This window comes from Burkholderia sp. AU45388 (genome assembly GCF_030481585.1).
Lineage (GTDB): Bacteria > Pseudomonadota > Gammaproteobacteria > Burkholderiales > Burkholderiaceae > Burkholderia > Burkholderia sola.
On the sequence record NZ_JAUJPV010000017.1, the window covers coordinates 142,262 to 160,749 of the forward strand.

The 18,488-nt window shown below is 67.8% G+C and carries 13 protein-coding genes; 9 read left to right on the forward strand and 4 right to left on the reverse strand.

What is annotated here, in order from left to right; genetic code table 11:
* Nucleotides 1-81 precede the first annotated feature (81 nt).
* Entirely contained in the window at nucleotides 82-537 is a 456-nt protein-coding gene (locus QZM72_RS24630) for an Rrf2 family transcriptional regulator (protein WP_175788300.1), read from the reverse strand.
* A gap of 90 nt (nucleotides 538-627) precedes the next feature.
* Complete coding sequence (locus QZM72_RS24635) at nucleotides 628-1,056, reverse strand: hypothetical protein (protein WP_301739464.1); 429 nt, start codon at nucleotides 1,054-1,056, stop codon at nucleotides 628-630.
* A gap of 195 nt (nucleotides 1,057-1,251) precedes the next feature.
* Here QZM72_RS24635 and QZM72_RS24640 point away from each other — a divergent pair, with 195 nt between their 5' ends.
* From QZM72_RS24640 to QZM72_RS24675, 8 genes are all read left to right on the forward strand, one after another.
* Nucleotides 1,252-1,587, forward strand: coding sequence for a hypothetical protein (locus QZM72_RS24640; protein WP_089467044.1), 336 nt, complete (start codon nucleotides 1,252-1,254; stop codon nucleotides 1,585-1,587).
* 255 nt (nucleotides 1,588-1,842) lie between these two features.
* Complete coding sequence (locus QZM72_RS24645) at nucleotides 1,843-3,036, forward strand: ammonium transporter (RefSeq protein ID WP_301739465.1); 1,194 nt, start codon at nucleotides 1,843-1,845, stop codon at nucleotides 3,034-3,036.
* A 190-nt stretch (nucleotides 3,037-3,226) separates the two neighbouring features.
* Nucleotides 3,227-5,185 (forward strand): PhoX family phosphatase, encoded by a 1,959-nt coding sequence (locus QZM72_RS24650; RefSeq protein WP_301739475.1) that lies wholly within the window; start codon nucleotides 3,227-3,229, stop codon nucleotides 5,183-5,185.
* 607 nt (nucleotides 5,186-5,792) lie between these two features.
* Nucleotides 5,793-6,617, forward strand: a complete 825-nt coding sequence (locus tag QZM72_RS24655; protein WP_089467041.1) for an IclR family transcriptional regulator — start codon at nucleotides 5,793-5,795, stop codon at nucleotides 6,615-6,617.
* A gap of 254 nt (nucleotides 6,618-6,871) precedes the next feature.
* Nucleotides 6,872-8,218, forward strand: a complete 1,347-nt coding sequence (locus tag QZM72_RS24660; RefSeq protein ID WP_301739466.1) for an MdtA/MuxA family multidrug efflux RND transporter periplasmic adaptor subunit — start codon at nucleotides 6,872-6,874, stop codon at nucleotides 8,216-8,218.
* A 15-nt stretch (nucleotides 8,219-8,233) separates the two neighbouring features.
* A complete protein-coding gene (locus QZM72_RS24665) occupies nucleotides 8,234-11,347 on the forward strand; it encodes an MdtB/MuxB family multidrug efflux RND transporter permease subunit (protein WP_089467039.1) in 3,114 nt (1,037 codons plus the stop codon).
* Nucleotides 11,348-11,350: 3 nt separating this feature from the next.
* Entirely contained in the window at nucleotides 11,351-14,659 is a 3,309-nt protein-coding gene (locus QZM72_RS24670) for an efflux RND transporter permease subunit (RefSeq protein WP_301739467.1), read from the forward strand.
* Nucleotides 14,660-14,793: 134 nt separating this feature from the next.
* The gene (locus QZM72_RS24675) at nucleotides 14,794-15,177 is read left to right on the forward strand and encodes a VOC family protein (protein WP_089467037.1); all 384 of its coding nucleotides are present in this window, start codon (nucleotides 14,794-14,796) and stop codon (nucleotides 15,175-15,177) included.
* A gap of 98 nt (nucleotides 15,178-15,275) precedes the next feature.
* Here the strand turns inward: QZM72_RS24675 and QZM72_RS24680 are convergent, their stop codons facing one another.
* Nucleotides 15,276-16,760, reverse strand: a complete 1,485-nt coding sequence (locus tag QZM72_RS24680; protein WP_301739468.1) for an NYN domain-containing protein — start codon at nucleotides 16,758-16,760, stop codon at nucleotides 15,276-15,278.
* Nucleotides 16,761-17,029: 269 nt separating this feature from the next.
* Here QZM72_RS24680 and QZM72_RS24685 point away from each other — a divergent pair, with 269 nt between their 5' ends.
* Nucleotides 17,030-17,659: an SDR family oxidoreductase gene (locus tag QZM72_RS24685; protein WP_089467035.1), complete on the forward strand. Its 630-nt coding sequence runs from the start codon at nucleotides 17,030-17,032 to the stop codon at nucleotides 17,657-17,659.
* An 85-nt stretch (nucleotides 17,660-17,744) separates the two neighbouring features.
* On the opposite strand, the gene QZM72_RS24690 is transcribed toward QZM72_RS24685, so the two are convergent.
* The gene (locus tag QZM72_RS24690; protein WP_089467034.1) at nucleotides 17,745-18,293 is read right to left on the reverse strand and encodes a peroxiredoxin; all 549 of its coding nucleotides are present in this window, start codon (nucleotides 18,291-18,293) and stop codon (nucleotides 17,745-17,747) included.
* Nucleotides 18,294-18,488 lie beyond the last annotated feature (195 nt).

Genomic DNA, 18,488 nt, shown 5'->3' on the forward strand with positions numbered 1-18,488 from the left:
TTGCGCCGATCGCCGCGCATGCGCGCCGTCCGGCTTCCCGCCCTGCCTGTCGTCGGCACCCCCGTCGGCACCCGCCGTCGGTCATCCGCCGGCGCGCGCCGCCCGTTGCGTGCGCTGCTCCCGATCCAGCATGTCGGCCGTCACGTCAACGAGCGTGCGCGTGGCGAGCGACGCCTCCATCGCGCGCTGCGCGTCGCCGATATAGCCGGTCAGCACGCCCTGGATGTGCCGCCCGACGAGACATGCCGGATTCGGCGCCTCGCGGTGCAGCGCGAACAATTGCGCATCGTCGACCGCGCGATACACGTCGAGCAGCGTGATCTCGCCGGGCTCGCGCGCCAGCAGCGCACCGCCGCCCGCGCCGAGTTGCGACGTGGTCAGCCCTGCGGCCGCCAGCATCGACAACAACCGGCGAATCAGCGCCGGATTCGTATTCACGCTGCCCGCGATGATGTCGGACGACAACGGCGCGCCTTCCTGCATCGACAGCAAGGCAAGCACGTGAACGGCAAACGCGAACCGGCTGCTGGTATTCATTCGTGACTCACTCGGCGACGCCGGCCCAAACCGCGACCGGCGACATGTGTAACCATCATAATTACATTTTGCGGATCATGCAAGCCCGCGTCATTCGCCGCTCGCGGGTTGGGTCCCCGCGGCGCCCTGCTGGCTCCACTGCTGGAGTTTCTTGCCGGCTTCGGCAATCTTCGCGCCCGCTTCGGACGCCGCATGCGCGACGACCGCGGACGCCGCCGCGTCGAACTGTGCCTGCGCGGCCGACGCGAGGCCGCTCGCGGACAACGGCGGCACGGCCGACGCCGCGGACGCGATGCCGGCCTTCGCCGCGTTGATCTGTTGATTGACGGTGCTCGCCACCTGATCGAGCGCCTTGGCCGCATTGTTCGCGGCATCGGCGGCCGCGCTCGCGGCCGTATCGGCTTGCGTGGCCGGCGTGCCGGACTTCTCGCACCCCGCGAGCAGCAACAGCGCACCGGCGGCCACGGCCGCCAGCACGGACCCGGGCGCGCGACGCGCCCGCGATGTCTTCATGTTCATCAGCAATCTCCGGCCGCGCGTGGCGCGACCTCGTGGTTGGACCGGGGTCGATGATACCGCCTGTGGAACAGGCCCAATGACGACCCGCCATTAAAAATGCCTTTCAATTTCGGATTCGTCTGATTCAATCGCACGCGCCACGCCTCTAAAGTGGGCACGCTTCAATTCGCTTCGTACCTGCCCCCTTTTCCCCGTATGGCTTTCCTCGTTGATTGGCTCATCGCCCTGGCCGCGCTGCTCGCCGCCACCCTGTTCCTGTGCCTGCGTGCGCCATCGGCGCGCCGGCTCGCCGAATCCGGCCGGCCGCGCCGCATCGCCTGTGCGCGCCTGCTCACGCAGGCCGTGATCGGGTTCTGGACGGCCGCGCTGATCGTCGCGCAAGGCATCCTCGGCGCCGACGGCGACGGCCAGTCCCTCGCCAGCTTCGCCGCGCTCGCGTTCGCCGCGCTCGGGCTGGCGACCGTCGCCGCGTACTGGTCCGCGTGCGCGCTGCGGCTGCGCCGGCCGCCCACCCTCTTCCCGCGGCACTGACGCGCCAGATCGGTGCGCGTCAACGCGCCCAGCCGCCCCACCTCATTCGTCGTACGCACCAGCTCGACACACACCGCACCACGTCAGTGCACCGGACACCCGCCGCGGCCCACGCGGATCACGCCCCGATCCCGTGCACGATTCACCGGAATACCGCATCGCGCGGGAGCGCGGGCACCAATTCCACGCAATCGTTCACCACGTTGGCTCGATACTTGCATTCCTCGCCCGTTTTTTGCGCAAGGAAGCCACGGCATGGATGGTCTGAAATCCGGCGTCGACACACTATTCCTGTTGATCGGCGCCGTCATGGTGCTCGCGATGCACGCGGGCTTCGCATTTCTCGAACTCGGCACGGTCCGCAAGAAGAACCAGGTCAACGCGCTCGTGAAGATCCTGGTCGACTTCTCGGTGTCGACGCTCGCGTATTTCCTCATCGGCTATACGATCGCGTACGGCGTCGAATTCTTCGACGACATCGGCACGCTGTCGCAGCACAACGGCTACGCGCTCGTGCGCTTCTTCTTCCTGCTGACGTTCGCGGCGGCGATCCCGGCGATCGTGTCCGGCGGCATCGCCGAGCGCGCGAAGTTCAATCCGCAGCTCGTCGCCACGCTGATCATCGTCGGCTTCATCTATCCGTTCTTCGAAGGAATCGCGTGGAACGAGCGCTTCGGTGTGCAAGCCTGGCTCACGCACGCGTTCGGCGCGCCGTTCCACGACTTCGCGGGCTCGGTGGTCGTGCATGCGTTCGGCGGCTGGGTCGCGCTGCCGGCCGTGCTGCTGCTCGGCGCGCGCCATGGCCGCTATGCGAAGGACGGCCGGATCGCCGCGCACCCGCCGTCGAACATCCCGTTCCTTGCGCTCGGCGCGTGGGTGCTCGCGGTCGGCTGGTTCGGCTTCAACGTGATGAGCGCGCAGACGCTCGACAAGATCAGCGGCCTCGTCGCGGTGAACTCGCTGATGGCGATGGTCGGCGGCACGCTCGCCGCGTGGATGGCCGGCCGCAACGACCCGGGCTTCACCTACAACGGGCCGCTCGCGGGCCTCGTCGCGGTATGCGCGGGCTCCGACGTGATGCACCCGATCGGCGCGCTCGTCACGGGCGCCGCGGCCGGCGCGCTGTTCGTCGCGATGTTCACCTGCGTGCAGAACCGCTGGCGCATCGACGACGTGCTCGGCGTCTGGCCGCTGCACGGGATGTGCGGCGCGCTCGGCGGCCTCGCGGCCGGCGTGTTCGGGCTGCCCACGCTCGGCGGGCTCGGCGGCGTGTCGTTCCTGTCGCAGCTCGTCGGCACGCTCGGCGGCATCGCGATCGCGACCGCGGGCGGCACGCTCGTCTACGGCGCGCTGAAGGCGACGGTCGGCCTGCGTCTCGATCGCGAAGCCGAATTCGACGGCGCGGACCTGTCGATTCACCGCATCTCGGCCACGCCGGAGCGCGATTGAGCGCAAACGCTTGCGGCCGGCGTCCGTCGGCTCACCCGACGGACGCCCGACGCATCATTACGTTTTCGATTCAAAAAACTTTCATCTAGCGTCCTTACACTTCGGTCCAGTTTTCAATACGCCTTCGCGAAGCTTGCCGCTCGCGTGCTTCGCGAAGGCCATGCTTCCAACCACCGAAACTGGACTCCACATGCCCGCGTTGCCCAATGCTTCCCGTCGTCAGGCCCTGAAGATCCTCGCCGGCGCGCCGATGCTTCCCCTTTCCGGCCTCGCGCTGCCCGCCCTGCTGACGGGTTGCGGCGGCGACGACGATCCCGCGTCGACGCCGGTCGCCGCTGCCTATACGTCGGCGGCATTCTCGGCGATGGCCGCGCCGACGCTCGACAACGCGGCCGCGATGGCCACGACGACGGTCGGCTCGACGCTGTCGGTGTCGTTCTCGGACGGCTCGTCGCGCAACTTCAAGCTCGCGTACAAGCCGTTCTTCGTGACGGGTGATCTGGTGCCGGACGGCAACGGCGGCACGACGCTCGCGGGCGGCTACTACGACATCAACAACCAGCCGATCATCGATCGCTCGGTCGCGGGCAAGGAACGCCAGTTCTATTCCGACTGCCCGGACGGCAGCTCGCTGCTCACGCTGAAGAACGCGAACGTGCCCGGCGTGAAGGGCAACGCGGTGTTCGCGGTCGTGCAGTTCGAATACACGACGCGCGACCAGGCGAGCGCGTCGCAGTACGGCCAGCTGCCGTCGCCGATCGCGGTGATCACGCTCGACCAGGACCCGGCCACCGGCGCGCTGAAGGTCGTGAAGTACCACAACGTCGACACGTCGAAGGCGCACGGCCTGTGGATCACCTGCGGCGCGAGCCTGTCGCCGTGGGGCACGCACCTGTCGAGCGAGGAATACGAGCCGGACGCGACGAAGGCCGCGACCGACGCGCAGTTCAAGGCATTCAGCAAGAACACGTTCGGCGACGAGACGAAGGCGAACCCCTACCACTACGGCCACCTGCCCGAGATCACCGTCAATCCGGACGGCACCGGCACCGTGAAGAAGCACTACTGCCTCGGCCGCATCTCGCACGAGCTGATCCAGGTGATGCCGGACCAGCGCACCGTGATGATGGGCGACGACGCCACCAACGGCGGCCTGTTCATGTTCGTCGCGGACAAGGCGGCCGACCTGTCGGCCGGCACGCTGTACGTCGCGAAGTGGACGCAGACGTCGTCCGCCGGCGCGGGCACCGCGACGCTCACGTGGATCAGGATCGGCCACGCGACCAGCAGCGAGATCGAAGCGCTCGCGAATACGCTGAAGGCGTCGGACATCATGGATCTGGTGACCACCGATCCGAACGATGCGAGCTACACGAAGATCCACTTCGGCGGCAAGTTCAACTGGATGCGCGTGAAGCCGGGGATGGAAAAGGCGGCCGCGTTCCTCGAGACGCACCGCTACGCGGCGCTGCTCGGCGGCAGCATGGCGTTCACGAAGCTCGAAGGCACGACCGTGAACGCGAAGGACAAGATCGTCTACACGGCGATGTCGCGGATCGAAACGTCGATGGTCAAGGGCAACGCGGTGTCGCGCGACGTCGCGCTCGACAAGAAGATCGCCGCGGGCGCCGTCTACGCGCTGAACCTGAAGGCCGGCCAGCGCGATACGACGGGCGCCGCGATCGACAGCGAATGGGTGCCGGTCGACATGGGCGCGCCGGCCGCGCTGGTCGGCGAGGATCTCGCCGCGGCCGATGCGCTCGGCAACCTCGCGAACCCGGACAAGATCGCGAACCCGGACAACCTGAAGTTCTCCGAAAAGCTGCGCACGCTGTTCATCGGCGAAGACTCGGGCATGCACGTGAACAACTTCCTGTGGGCCTACAACGTCGACACGAAGTCGCTCGCGCGCGTGCTGTCGTGCCCGGCCGGCGCCGAATCGACGGGCCTGCACGCGGTCGACGAGATCAACGGCTGGACGTACATCATGAGCAACTTCCAGCACGTGGGCGACTGGGAATCGCCGCTGCACGACAAGGTCAAGCCGACGCTCGATCCGCTCGTGCGCGCGAACTACAAGGATCGCTTCGGCGCCAGCGTCGGCTACCTGACGGCCGAGCAGACCGGCATCAAGCTCGCGAAAGGCTGATCGGCCGCGCGCGAGGGGCGTTGCTCGTCAGCCGGGCAGGCCCGCCCCTTTCTTCATCATCGTTCATTCGTCGGCGCTCCACGCCGTTTCACGCGCGATGCACCCTGCGGGCATCGCGCTTTTTTTTGCGTGCGGCAATCGTGCTGGCGGCGCAAATCGCGCGCGCAAGCAGGCGCGACACCGGCCAGCGCGGGTGTTTGCGGCGATGAGGGGATAATACGGGCCTGACGCGTCCGGGCGGACGGTCGAAAAGACGGGCAAAAAAAAGCGCCACGGAGACCGTGGCGCTAAAAAAGTTCTAGCCATTCCGAGGGCCGTGCTAGAACCTGAGAGACTGCGCAAAACATCGTTGCCGGTTAAACTCTTGAAACGATGTTTCGAAAACGTGAGACATTCTTTCCGTTTCCGCCCGACAAGTCAAGCGGTATTTGCACCGGTTCATGCACTTTCCGGCAATGCTCTTTTGAGCGTTTTCCTAATAAACCAAGGGTGAACCCGTAAAATCTCATCCAGTGACCGGATCGCCCGCGGAACGTGCATCCTTTGACAATAGTCCTACAATACCAACAAAATTGAAATCGAGTTTCGGAATTAGAGAGAATCCCTCGTGTCGACACCTGTAACCTCGCCCGCGTCGCGGGACCGTGAATCGTCGCCCGACGAGATCACCGCCCTTGCCCGCGGTCTCGCCGTGCTGCGCCGCATCGCGGCTGCCGACGCCCCCGTCAGCAACCGCGAACTGACCGAATTGACCGGCATCCCGAAGCCGACCGTCTCGCGCATCACCGCGACCCTCGTCAGCGCCGGCTTCCTGTTCCAGTTGCCCGACAGCGAGCGCTTCGTGCTCACCGCGTCGGTGCTCGAACTGAGCCACGGCTTCCTGCGCAACTTCGACATCCGCGCGCGTTCGCGGCCGTTCATGATCGAGCTGGCCGAGCGCACGTCGCTGTCCGTGCACCTCGCGGTGCGCGACCGGCTCGACATGGTCGCGATCGACGTGATCCGCCCGCGCTCGGCCGTGCTCGTCACGCGCCTCGAAATCGGCTCGCGGATGGACATCGCGCGGACGGCCGTGGGCCGCGCGTATCTCGCCGCGCTCGAGGACGACGAACGCCGCCTGCTGCTCGAGTCGCTGCGCGCCACCGCCGGCGACGACTGGCCGCACGTATCCGCCCGCCTGACACCCGCGCTCGACGAAGCGATGCGCGACGGCCACGCGATCGCGATCGGCGAATGGCGCGAAGGGCTCAATGCGGTCGCGGCCGGTTTCGTCGGCCCGTCGGGCCAGCGCTACTCGGTGAATTGCGGCGGCGCCGCGCATCAGTGCCCGCCCGAATGGCTGCGGGAACACGTGGTGCCCGCGCTGCAGGAATGCATCGCGAAAATCACCCGCGAAATCGGCGGCGCGCCGGCCCGGCGCATCGGCCTGTAATCGTTTCGTCATCGCGCCGTCGCGTTGTGTAACGACCGTAACCCGTTGAAAGATAGACCGCTGGACTGTAACGGGGACGGCACGTAGGATCATGCCCATCGTCGCGCCGCACTCGCGGTGCGCACCGCTCTTTTCCCGCGCGGATCGGCGGGGCCCCGGACCGAGCCGGGCCGCCCCCTCCCGTCACCCGCACGCCCACGCGCGGCCAGCAGCCCGATTTCCGGCCCGCCGCGCCGTCTTCCTGACAGAACACGATGGATAACGAACAAAAGCCCACGCCCCCTTCGAAAGACCCCGCACCCGCTGTCGCCCGGCGCCCGCGCCGCACGCTGCTGATCGGCACCGTCGCGGTCGTCGTGATCGGCGGCCTGTTGTGGTGGCACCCGTGGAACCGCACGCCGGCGGCCGGCAGCACCGCGAAAGGCGCGGGCAGCCATCGGGGCCGCGGCGGCCCCGCGGCAATGGCGAACATTCCGCAGCCGGTGCAGGTCGCGACCGCGACGCAGGGCGAGATGCCGATCGTGCTGTCCGCGCTCGGCACCGTCACGCCGCTCGCGAACGTGACGGTGAAGACGCAGCTGTCGGGCTACCTGCAGTCGGTGTCGTTCCAGGAAGGCCAGCTCGTCAAGAAAGGCGACGTGCTCGCGCAGATCGACCCGCGCCCGTACCAGGTCGCGCTCGAGAACGCCGAAGGCACGCATGCGCGCGATGAGGCGCTGCTCGCGACGGCCCGCCTCGACCTGAAGCGTTACCAGACGCTGCTGTCGCAGGACTCGATCGCGTCGCAAACGGTCGATACGCAGGCGTCGCTCGTCAAGCAGTACGAAGGCGCGGTGAAGACCGACCAGGCCGCGATCGATGCGGCGAAGCTCAATCTCACGTATGCGCGCATCACGGCGCCCGTCTCGGGCCGCGTCGGCCTGCGCCAGGTCGACCCCGGCAACTACGTGACGCCCGGCGACACCAACGGCATCGTCGTGATCACCCAGTTGCAGCCGATGAGCGTGATCTTCACGACGTCGGAAGACAACCTGCCGCAGATCCTCAAGCAGGTGAACGCCGGCCAGAAGCTGTCGGTCACCGCCTACAACCGCAACAACACGGTGCCGCTCGAGACCGGCTCGCTCGCGACCTTCGACAACCAGATCGACACGAGCACCGGCACGGTCAAGCTGCGCGCGAATTTCGATAACAAGGCAGGCATGCTGTTCCCGAATCAGTTCGTGAACACGCGGCTGCTCGTCGACGTGGTGCGCAACGCGACGATCGTGCCGACCTCCGCGGTGCTGACGGGCTCGATCGGCCAGTTCGTCTATGTCGTGAAACCCGACAACACGGTGACGGTGCGCAAGGTCACGATCGGCCCGGTCGACGGCGAACGCACGAGCATCGTCAGCGGCGTCGCGCTCGGCGAGCGCGTGGTGACCGACGGCTCGGACCGCCTGCGCGAAGGCTCGAAGATCTCGATTCCGGCCGACAAGCCGAAGGGCGCGTCGGGCACGCACGGCGCCAGCGCGGCGTCGGGTGCCTCGGGCGCCGCCGGTCATCGCGGCGGACACAAGCACGGCGCGTCGCAGGCCACGGCCCCCGCGGCCCAGTAACGCGCGGGCCGCTCGATGAATCCATCCCGTCTCTTCATTCTCCGGCCGGTCGGCACCGCCCTCCTGATGGCGGCGATCATGCTGGCCGGTCTCGTCGCGCTGCGCTTCCTGCCGCTCGCCGCGCTGCCCGAGGTCGACTATCCGACGATCCAGGTCCAGACCTTCTATCCGGGCGCGAGCCCGGAGGTGATGACGTCGTCGGTCACCGCGCCGCTCGAACGCCAGTTCGGGCAGATGCCGTCGCTGAACCAGATGTCGTCGCAAAGCTCGGCCGGCGCGTCGGTGATCACGCTGCAGTTCTCGCTCGACCTGCCGCTCGACATCGCCGAACAGGAAGTGCAGGCCGCGATCAACGCGGCCGGCAACCTGCTGCCGTCCGACCTGCCGGCCCCGCCGATCTACGCGAAGGTGAACCCGGCCGACGCGCCGGTGCTGACGCTCGCCGTCAAGTCGAAGACGCTGCCGCTCACGCAGGTACAGGACCTGGCCGACACGCGCCTCGCGATGAAGATCTCGCAGATCGCCGGCGTCGGCCTCGTCAGCCTGTCGGGCGGCAATCGCCCGGCCGTGCGGATCCAGGCGAACCCGACCGCGCTCGCGAAGTACGGGATGAACCTCGACGACCTGCGCACGACGATCTCGAACCTGAACGTCAACACGCCGAAGGGCAACTTCGACGGCCCGACGCGCGCGTACACCATCAACGCGAACGACCAGCTGACGAGCGCCGACCAGTACAACAGCGCGGTCGTCGCGTACAAGAACGGCCGCCCGGTGATGCTGACCGACGTCGCGACGGTCGTCGCCGGCTCGGAGAACACCAAGCTCGGCGCGTGGGTGAATGCGGACCCGGCGATCATCCTGAACGTGCAGCGCCAGCCGGGCGCGAACGTGATCGCGACCGTCGACGCGATCAAGGCGCAGTTGCCGAAGCTGCAGGAAACGCTGCCGGCCGCGCTCGACGTCGAGATCGTCACCGACCGCACGACGATGATCCGCGCGGCCGTGCGCGACGTGCAGTTCGAGCTGCTGCTCGCGGTCGCGCTCGTCGTGCTGGTGATGTACCTGTTCCTCGCGAACGTCTACGCGACGATCATCCCGAGTCTGTCGGTGCCGCTGTCGCTGATCGGCACGCTCGCGGTGATGTACATGGCCGGCTTCTCGCTGAACAACCTGTCGCTGATGGCGCTCACCATCGCGACCGGCTTCGTCGTCGACGACGCGATCGTGATGATCGAGAACATCGCGCGCTACGTCGAGGAAGGCGAGACGGGGCTCGAGGCCGCGCTGAAGGGCTCGCGGCAGATCGGCTTCACGATCATCTCGCTGACGGTGTCGCTGATCGCGGTGCTGATCCCGCTGCTGTTCATGGGCGACGTGGTCGGGCGCCTGTTCCACGAGTTCGCGATCACGCTCGCGGTGACGATCGTGATCTCGGCGATCGTGTCGCTCACGCTCGTGCCGATGCTGTGCGCGAAGCTGCTGCGCCATTCGCCGCCGCCCGAGAGCCACCGCTTCGAGGCGCGCGTGCACCGCGCGATCGACTGGGTGATCGCGCGCTACGCGGTCGCGCTCGAATGGGTGCTGAACCGCCAGCGCTCGACGCTCGTCGTCGCGCTGCTGACGCTCGGGCTGACCGCCCTGCTCTACGTGTACGTGCCGAAGGGCTTCTTCCCCGCGCAGGACACCGGCGTGATCCAGGCGATCACGCAGGCGCCGCAGTCGATCTCGTACGGTGCGATGGCCGAACGCCAGCAGACGCTCGCGGCCGCCATCCTGAAAGACCCGAACGTCGACAGCCTCACGTCGTTCATCGGTGTCGACGGCAGCAACATCACGCTGAACAGCGGCCGGATGCTGATCAACCTGAAGGCACGCGACGCACGCACCGAAACCGCCGCGCAGATCATCCGCGACCTGCAGCAGCGCGTCGCGAACGTCACCGGCATTTCGCTGTTCATGCAGCCGGTGCAGGACCTGACGATCGACTCGACGGTCAGCCCGACGCAGTATCAGTTCATGCTGACGAGCCCGAACTCGGACGAATTCGCGACCTGGGTGCCGAAGCTCGTCGCGCGGCTGCAGCAGGAGCCGTCGCTCGCCGACGTCGCGACCGACCTGCAGAGCAACGGCCAGTCGGTCTACATCGAGATCGACCGCGCGAGCGCCGCGCGTTTCGGCATCACGCCGGCGACCGTCGACAACGCGCTGTACGACGCGTTCGGCCAGCGCATCGTGTCGACGATCTTCACGCAGTCGAACCAGTACCGCGTGATTCTCGAATCGGAGCCGAAGGAGCAGCACTACGCGCAATCGCTGAACGACATCTACCTGCCGTCGGCCGGCGGCGGCCAGGTGCCGCTGGCGTCGATCGCGTCGTTCCACGAGCGGCCGTCGCCGCTGCTGGTCGCGCACCTGTCGCAGTTCCCGTCGACGACGATCTCGTTCAACCTCGCACCGGGCGCGTCGCTCGGCGAAGCCGTCAAGGCGATCGAGGCCGCCGAGAAGGACATCGGCCTGCCCGGCTCGTTCCAGACCCGCTTCCAGGGCGCGGCGCTCGCGTTCCAGGCGTCGCTGTCGAACCAGCTGTTCCTGATCCTCGCGGCGGTCGTCACGATGTACATCGTGCTCGGCGTGCTGTACGAGAGCTACATCCACCCGATCACGATCCTGTCGACGCTGCCGTCGGCCGGCGTCGGCGCGCTGCTCGCGCTGATGATCACCGGGCACGACCTCGACATCATCGGGATCATCGGCATCGTGCTGCTGATCGGCATCGTGAAGAAGAACGCGATCATGATGATCGACTTCGCGCTCGAGGCCGAACGCGTCGAAGGCAAGCCGCCGCGCGAGGCGATCTACCAGGCGTGCCTGCTGCGCTTCCGGCCGATCCTGATGACGACGCTCGCCGCGCTGCTCGGCGCGGTGCCGCTGATCGTCGGCTCCGGCGCGGGCTCCGAGTTGCGCCAGCCGCTCGGGATCGCGATCGCCGGCGGCCTGATCGTGTCGCAGGTGCTGACGCTGTTTACGACGCCCGTGATCTATCTCGGCTTCGATTCGCTCGCGCGCCGCGCGCGCGGCTGGTTCGAACGCCACGGCCCCGACGCCGGCAAGCGTACGGGTGCGTAATCGATGAACCTGTCGCGCCCCTTCATCACCCGCCCCGTCGCGACGACGCTGCTCGCGCTCGGCGTCGCGCTCGCGGGCCTGTTCGCGTTCATCAAGCTGCCGGTGTCGCCGCTGCCGCAGGTCGACTTCCCGACGATCTCGGTGCAGGCGTCGCTGCCGGGCGCAAGCCCGGAAACGGTCGCGACCAGCGTGACGAGCCCGCTGGAGCGGCACCTCGGCTCGATCGCGGACGTCTCCGAAATGACGTCGACGAGCACGGTCGGCAATGCACGGATCATCCTGCAGTTCGGCCTGAACCGCGACATCGACGGCGCCGCGCGCGACGTGCAGGCCGCGATCAACGCGGCGCGCGCCGACCTGCCCGCCGCGCTGAAGAGCAACCCGACCTACCGCAAGGTCAACCCGGCCGATTCGCCGATCATGGTCGTGTCGCTGACCTCGGAGACGGCGTCGCCCGCGAAGGTGTACGACGCCGCGTCGACGGTGCTGCAGCAGTCGCTGTCGCAGATCGACGGAATCGGCCAGGTCACCGTGAGCGGCTCCGCGAACCCGGCCGTGCGCGTCGAGCTCGAACCGCAATCGCTGTTCCACTACGGGATCGGCCTCGAGGACGTGCGCGCGGCGCTGGCTTCCGCGAACGCCAACGCGCCGAAGGGCGCGATCGAGTTCGGCCCGCAGCGCTTCCAGCTCTACACGAACGACCAGGCGTCCCAGGCATCGCAATACCGCGACCTCGTCGTCGCGTACCGCAACGGCTCGGCCGTGCGCCTGTCCGATCTGTCCGACGTCGTCGATTCGGTCGAGGACCTGCGCAACCTCGGTTTGTCGAACGGCAAGCGCGCGGTGCTCGTGATCCTCTACCGCTCGCCGGGCGCGAACATCATCGAGACGCTCGACCGCGTGCGCGCGGCGCTGCCGCAGCTCACCGCGTCGCTGCCGGCCGACATCACGGTCACGCCGGTGCTCGACCGCTCGACCACCATCCGCGCGTCGCTGAAGGATACCGAGCACACGCTGCTGATCGCGATCAGCCTCGTCGTGATGGTCGTGTTCCTGTTCCTGCGCAACTGGCGCGCGACGCTGATCCCGAGCGTGGCGGTGCCGATCTCGATCGTCGGCACGTTCGGCGCGATGTACCTGTTGGGCTTCTCGATCGACAACCTGTCGCTGATGGCGCTGATCGTCGCGACCGGCTTCGTCGTCGACGACGCGATCGTCGTGCTCGAGAACATCTCGCGGCACATCGAGAACGGCAAGTCGCGGATGCAGGCCGCGTTCGACGGCGCGCGCGAAGTCGGCTTCACGGTGCTGTCGATGAGCATCTCGCTCGTCGCGGTGTTCCTGCCGATCCTGCTGATGGGCGGGATCGTCGGGCGCCTGTTCCGCGAATTCGCGCTGACGCTGTCGCTCGCGATCGCGGTGTCGCTCGCGGTGTCGCTCACGGTCACGCCGATGATGTGCGCGCGCCTGCTGCCCGAACAGCACGACCCGCAAAGCGAGGGCCGCTTCGGGCGTTTCCTCGAACGCGGCTTCGCGCGCATGCAGCGCGGCTACGAGCGCTCGCTGTCGTGGGCGCTGCGCCGGCCGCTGCTGATCCTGCTGACGCTGTTCGCGACGATCGGGCTGAACGTCTACCTGTACGTCGTCGTGCCGAAGGGCTTCTTCCCGCAGCAGGACACCGGCCTGATGATCGGCGGCATCCAGGCCGACCAGTCGACGTCGTTCCAGGCGATGAAGCTGAAGTTCTCCGAGATGATGCGGATCGTGCAGGGCAACCCGAACGTGAAGAGCGTCGCGGGCTTCACCGGCGGCACGCAGACCAACTCCGGCTTCATGTTCGTCACGCTGAAGGACCGCACCGAGCGCAAGCTGTCGGCCGACCAGGTGATCCAGCAGCTGCGCCCGCGGCTGGCGGACGTGGCGGGCGCGCGCACGTTCCTGCAGGCGGCGCAGGACATCCGCGTCGGCGGCCGGCAGAGCAACGCGCAGTACCAGTTCACGCTGCTCGGCGATTCGAGCGCCGACCTGTACAAGTGGGGGCCGATCCTGACCGAGGCGCTGCAGAAGCGCCCCGAGCTGACCGACGTGAACTCCGACCAGCAGCAAGGCGGCCTCGAGGCGATGGTGACGATCGACCGCGCGACGGCCGCGCGGTTCGGCATCAAGCCCGCGCAGATCGACAACACGCTGTACGACGCGTTCGGCCAGCGCCAGGTCTCGACAATCTACAACCCGCTGAACCAGTACCACGTCGTGATGGAAGTCGCGCCGAAATACTGGCAGAGCCCGGAAATGCTGAACCAGGTATGGATCAGCACGTCGGGCGGCAGCGCGAACGGTTCGCAGACCACCAACGCCGCCGCCGGCACCTACGTCGCGACCTCGGCCGGCACGTCGAGCGCCGGCACGGCCGCGCAGAGCGCCGCGGCGATCGCGTCCGATTCCGCGCGCAACCAAGCGCTCAACGCGATCGCGGCGAGCGGCAAGTCGAGCGCGTCGTCGGGTGCGTCGGTGTCGACGTCGAAGTCGACGATGATCCCGCTGTCGGCGATCGCGACGTTCGGGCCGAGCACGACGCCGCTGTCGGTCAACCACCAGGGGCTGTTCGTCGCGACGACGATCTCGTTCAACCTGCCGCCGGGCGTGTCGCTGTCGCAGGCGACCCAGGTGATCTATCAGACGATGGCGCAGATCGGCGTGCCGCCGACGATCGTCGGCAGCTTCCAGGGCACCGCGCAGGCGTTCCAGCAGTCGCTGAACGATCAGCCGATCCTGATCCTCGCGGCGCTGCTGGCCGTCTACATCGTGCTCGGGATCCTGTACGAGAGCTACATCCACCCGATCACGATCCTGTCGACGCTGCCGTCGGCCGGCGTCGGCGCGCTGCTCGCGCTGCTGCTGTTCAAGACCGAGTTCAGCATCATCGCGCTGATCGGCGTGATCCTGCTGATCGGTATCGTGAAGAAGAACGCGATCATGATGGTCGACTTCGCGATCGACCAGACGCGCAACTACGGGAAGTCGTCGTTCGACGCGATCCACGAGGCGTGCCTGCTGCGCTTCCGGCCGATCATGATGACGACGATGGCGGCGCTGCTCGGCGCGCTGCCGCTCGCGTTCGGCAACGGCGACGGCGCCGAATTGCGCGCGCCGCTCGGGATCGCGATCGCCGGCGGCCTGATCGTGTCGCAGGTGCTGACGCTCTATACGACGCCCGTCGTCTACCTGTACATGGACCGCTTCCGCGTCTGGGCCGAGAAGCGCCGCAACCGCCGCGGCAATACCGGCGGGCCGGCGGTCGCCGGCGAGTGACGAAAGCGGCTGCCCCTCGGGGCAGCCGTCTTTTTGCGCCTGGTTGACGCGCTCGGTTGCCGGCCTTGTTTGCCGGCCGCGATCGGCTATCGTGTGCCCATATCCACCGCCGCCCCGCCGCACGGGAGTCCGCCATGAACGTCCAGCTCAATCACACGATCGTCTGGTGCCGCGACAAGCATGCGTCGAGCCGCTTCCTCACCGAACTGCTGGACTTGCCGCCGCCGACGCCGTTCGGCGCGATGCTGGTCGTCGCGCTCGACAACGGCGTGTCGCTCGATTTTTACGAACAGGCGGGAGAGATCCGGTCGCAGCATTACGCGTTCCTGATCGACGAAGCCGCCTTCGATCGCGTGCTCGCGCGCATTCGCGAACGGGGATTGCCGCACTGGGCCGATCCGGCGAAGCGGCACGCCGACGACATCTACCGCCACAACGGCGGACGCGGCGTGTACTTCGACGATCCGGACGGTCACTTCCTCGAAGTGATGACGCGGCCGTATGTGCTGAACGGGTAGCGCGGCCGGCCGGCGTGGCGCCGGCCCGGCCTGCGCGGCGCGGGTGTCGCCCGGTTGCGGACGAGACCCGGCCGACTGCGCGGCTGCCGCCGCTGCCGTTACTCGGCCGCAGCCGTCGTCTTGCGCGGGCGACGTGCGCGCGGCGCCGCCTTGCGGGCCGGTTTCTTCGGCTTGGCGGCGGCCGGTGCTTCGGGAGCGCCTTCGACCGGTGCGACGTCATGCGACGGGTGCACGGCCTCGTCCCGAGCGCTGGAAGCGCCGTGCGCCGGCTCGGCGGAGGCCGCCGCGTGCCGCTCGTCATGCGCGGCGTCGCGATGCGGTTCATCCGCATGCCGGCCGGGCGCGTGCGCTTCGCCACCGTGCGCCGCATCGCCCTGCGCGGCGACGTCCGGCTTGCCCGCCGCCTGGCGACCGGCGCCCTTCGCGGCCGCCCCCTTCTTCGCGGCGGTCTTCTTGGCCGCGCTCTTGCGCGCGCGCTTGCGGCCATCCTTCGCGTCGCCGTGCGCGTCGGCCACCTCGGGCGTGTCGGGCGTGTCGGGCGTGTCGGGCGTGTCGGCCGGCGCCGCGGCGGCGATCTCGGCAAACGCCGCGTCTTCCGCATCGATCTGCACGCTTTCGTGAACGAGCGCTTCCGCCCGCTGCCCGCGGCGGCGCGCCTCGCGGCCGGCCGGCGCCGGCTCCGCCGCGCGCGCGCCGTGGTGGCCGCCGTGGTGCACCGCACCGCCTTCACCGCCCGCCGCAACGTGCTCGGCTGCGGCCGACTGGCGAGCCCGCGACACGAACGCGCCCGACTTGTCGTCGCGCCCCACTTCGAGCAGGCCGCGCGCCTGCGCCTCGTCGAGCAGGTTGCCGAACGCGCGGAACCCGTAGTACGACTCGTTGAAATCCGGCTTGCGGCGCTTGATCGCGCTCTTGAGCACCGACGCCCAGATCTTGCCGACGTCGTCGCGCTCCGACGCGAGCGCGTCGAACGTCTCGACCGCCAGCGCGATCGCCTCGGCCTTGCGCGCGTCCATGTCGTGCTTGCGCGACGGCTCGTCGGGCCGCTTCGCGCCGCCGTTGCCCGCGCGCTGCTGCTGTTCGCGCTTCGCGAGCGCACGCTGCTGCTCGCGCACCAGATCGTCGTAGAAGATGAATTCGTCGCAGTTCGCGACCAGCAGATCCGACGTCGATTTCTTCACGCCGACGCCGATCACCTTCTTCGCGTTCTCGCGCAGCTTCGACACGAGCGGCGAAAAATCCGAATCGCCGCTGATGATCACGAACGTATCGACGTGCGACTTCGTGTAGCAGAGATCGAGCGCGTCCACGACGAGCCGGATGTCGGCCGAATTCTTGCCCGACTGGCGCACGTGCGGGATCTCGATCAGCTCGAAGCTCGCTTCGTGCATCGACGCCTTGAAGCCCTTGTAGCGATCCCAGTCGCAATAGGCCTTCTTCACGACGATGCTGCCTTTCAGCAGCAGGCGCTCCAGCACGGGCTTGATGTCGAATTTCTCGTACTTCGCATCGCGCACGCCGAGCGCGACGTTCTCGAAGTCGCAGAACACGGCCATGCTGACGTTGTCCAGGGGTAATGCCATGTGTACTCCAACCGGTGGGCCGACGCGTTATGCACACGTAGCGGCGAAAAATGCATCGCGCACATGATAGCCGGTCGGCGCGTCATTCCCGAATCCGTGTGAATGAATGACCGCCAGCCCCGCGTGCCGGTGTCCGCGTTGCCGGTATGCCCGCTGCCGGTATGCCCCTGATTACACACCCGCCGCCGGCGCCGATTCGACATTACACTTGAGTTATCGGTCGTCCGTCCCTATCTGGACGGATGACGCATCGAGCAAGGAGCGGTTTCATGACGACGAAGGTACTGCTGATTGGCGCGACCGGACGGACGGGTCAGGCCTGCGCGGATCTGCTGCTCAAGCAGCCGGAGTTCGAGGTCACGGCGCTCGTGCGCCGGCACGGCTATGCGCTGGCGGGCGCACGGGTCGTCGAGGCCGATCTGACGAACGATTTCTCGCACGCTTTCCAGGGCATCACGCACGTGATCTACGCGGCCGGCTCGGCCGAATCGGAGGGTGCCACCGAAGAGGAACAGGTCGACCGCGATGCGGTCGCCCGCGCGGCCGACTACGCGCTCGCCTACAACGCGCAGAAGCTCGTGGTGGTCAGCTCGCTGTCCGCCTACCGGCCCGAGGGCGGGCCGCACGCGTTGCACCACTATTCGCAGATGAAGCGCGAAGGCGACGATCGCGTGATCGCGTCGGGCGTCGACTACGTGATCCTGCGCCCGGGCCCGCTCACGGACGATCCGGGCGTCGGCAAGATCGCGCTGACCGACACGTGGCTCGAGCCCGCGCCGCCCGTCTCGCGCCAGGATGTCGCATGGGCCGCGATCGAGGCGATCAAGCTCGGCATCTCGCGCAAGGTCGTCGGCTTCGTCGGCGGCAGCGTGCCGATCGAGCAGGCGCTGCGCGCGTAACGGCCGGTTGTGCGCGGCCGGGAGGCGGCGCATGCCCGTGAACGCGGCCCGCACGACGGGCCGTTTTCACGCGCGGGCCAGCCGCTTACTGCTTCGGATGCGCGTCGGCCCACGCCTTCACGGCGGCGAGCGTGTTCTCGACGTGCTTGTCGGGCGACAGGCTCGTGTATTCGTAGAGAACCTTCCCTTCCGGCGAAATCACGTAGGACACGCGGTTCGCGCGATCGAGCGCCGGCAGCTTCGCGTCGTACTCGCGGATGATCTTCGCGTCCGGGTCGGCCGCCACCGGGAACTTGCTGCGGCACTCGCTCACCGAGAACTTCGTCAGCGTGTCGATGTTGTCGGCCGACACGCCGATCACCGTCGCGCCGTAAGCCTTGTAACGGTCGACCGCGTCCGCGAACGCATGCGCCTCGATCGTGCAGCCCTTCGTGAACGCCGCCGGATAGAAATACAGCACGACCGGCCCCTGCTTCAGCGCGTCCGCGAGCGAGTACGTGTAAGTCTTGCCGCCCAGCGACGCCCGCGTCGTGAAATCGGGCGCCGCGGCGCCCGGTTTCAGTTCCGCCTGCGCCAGCAGCGCATGGCCGGCCACCAGCGCCGCCACGGCGCCCAGCAACAGTTTTCGCTTCATCTGCGTCCTCATTTCTTATAAAGTCGGCCTCAATATAGGCCACGCGGGCGTTCGCCTGACGAACATCCGCCTGAAAGATCCGGCTCCGCGGCAGCGCGCCCGGGGCCGGCCCGTTAAAGATTTCGCACAGTCTGCCGTTATTCCTTCCGGACAACCGGTTCCAGCCCTTCACGTCAGCGAGAAACATGGAAGCCA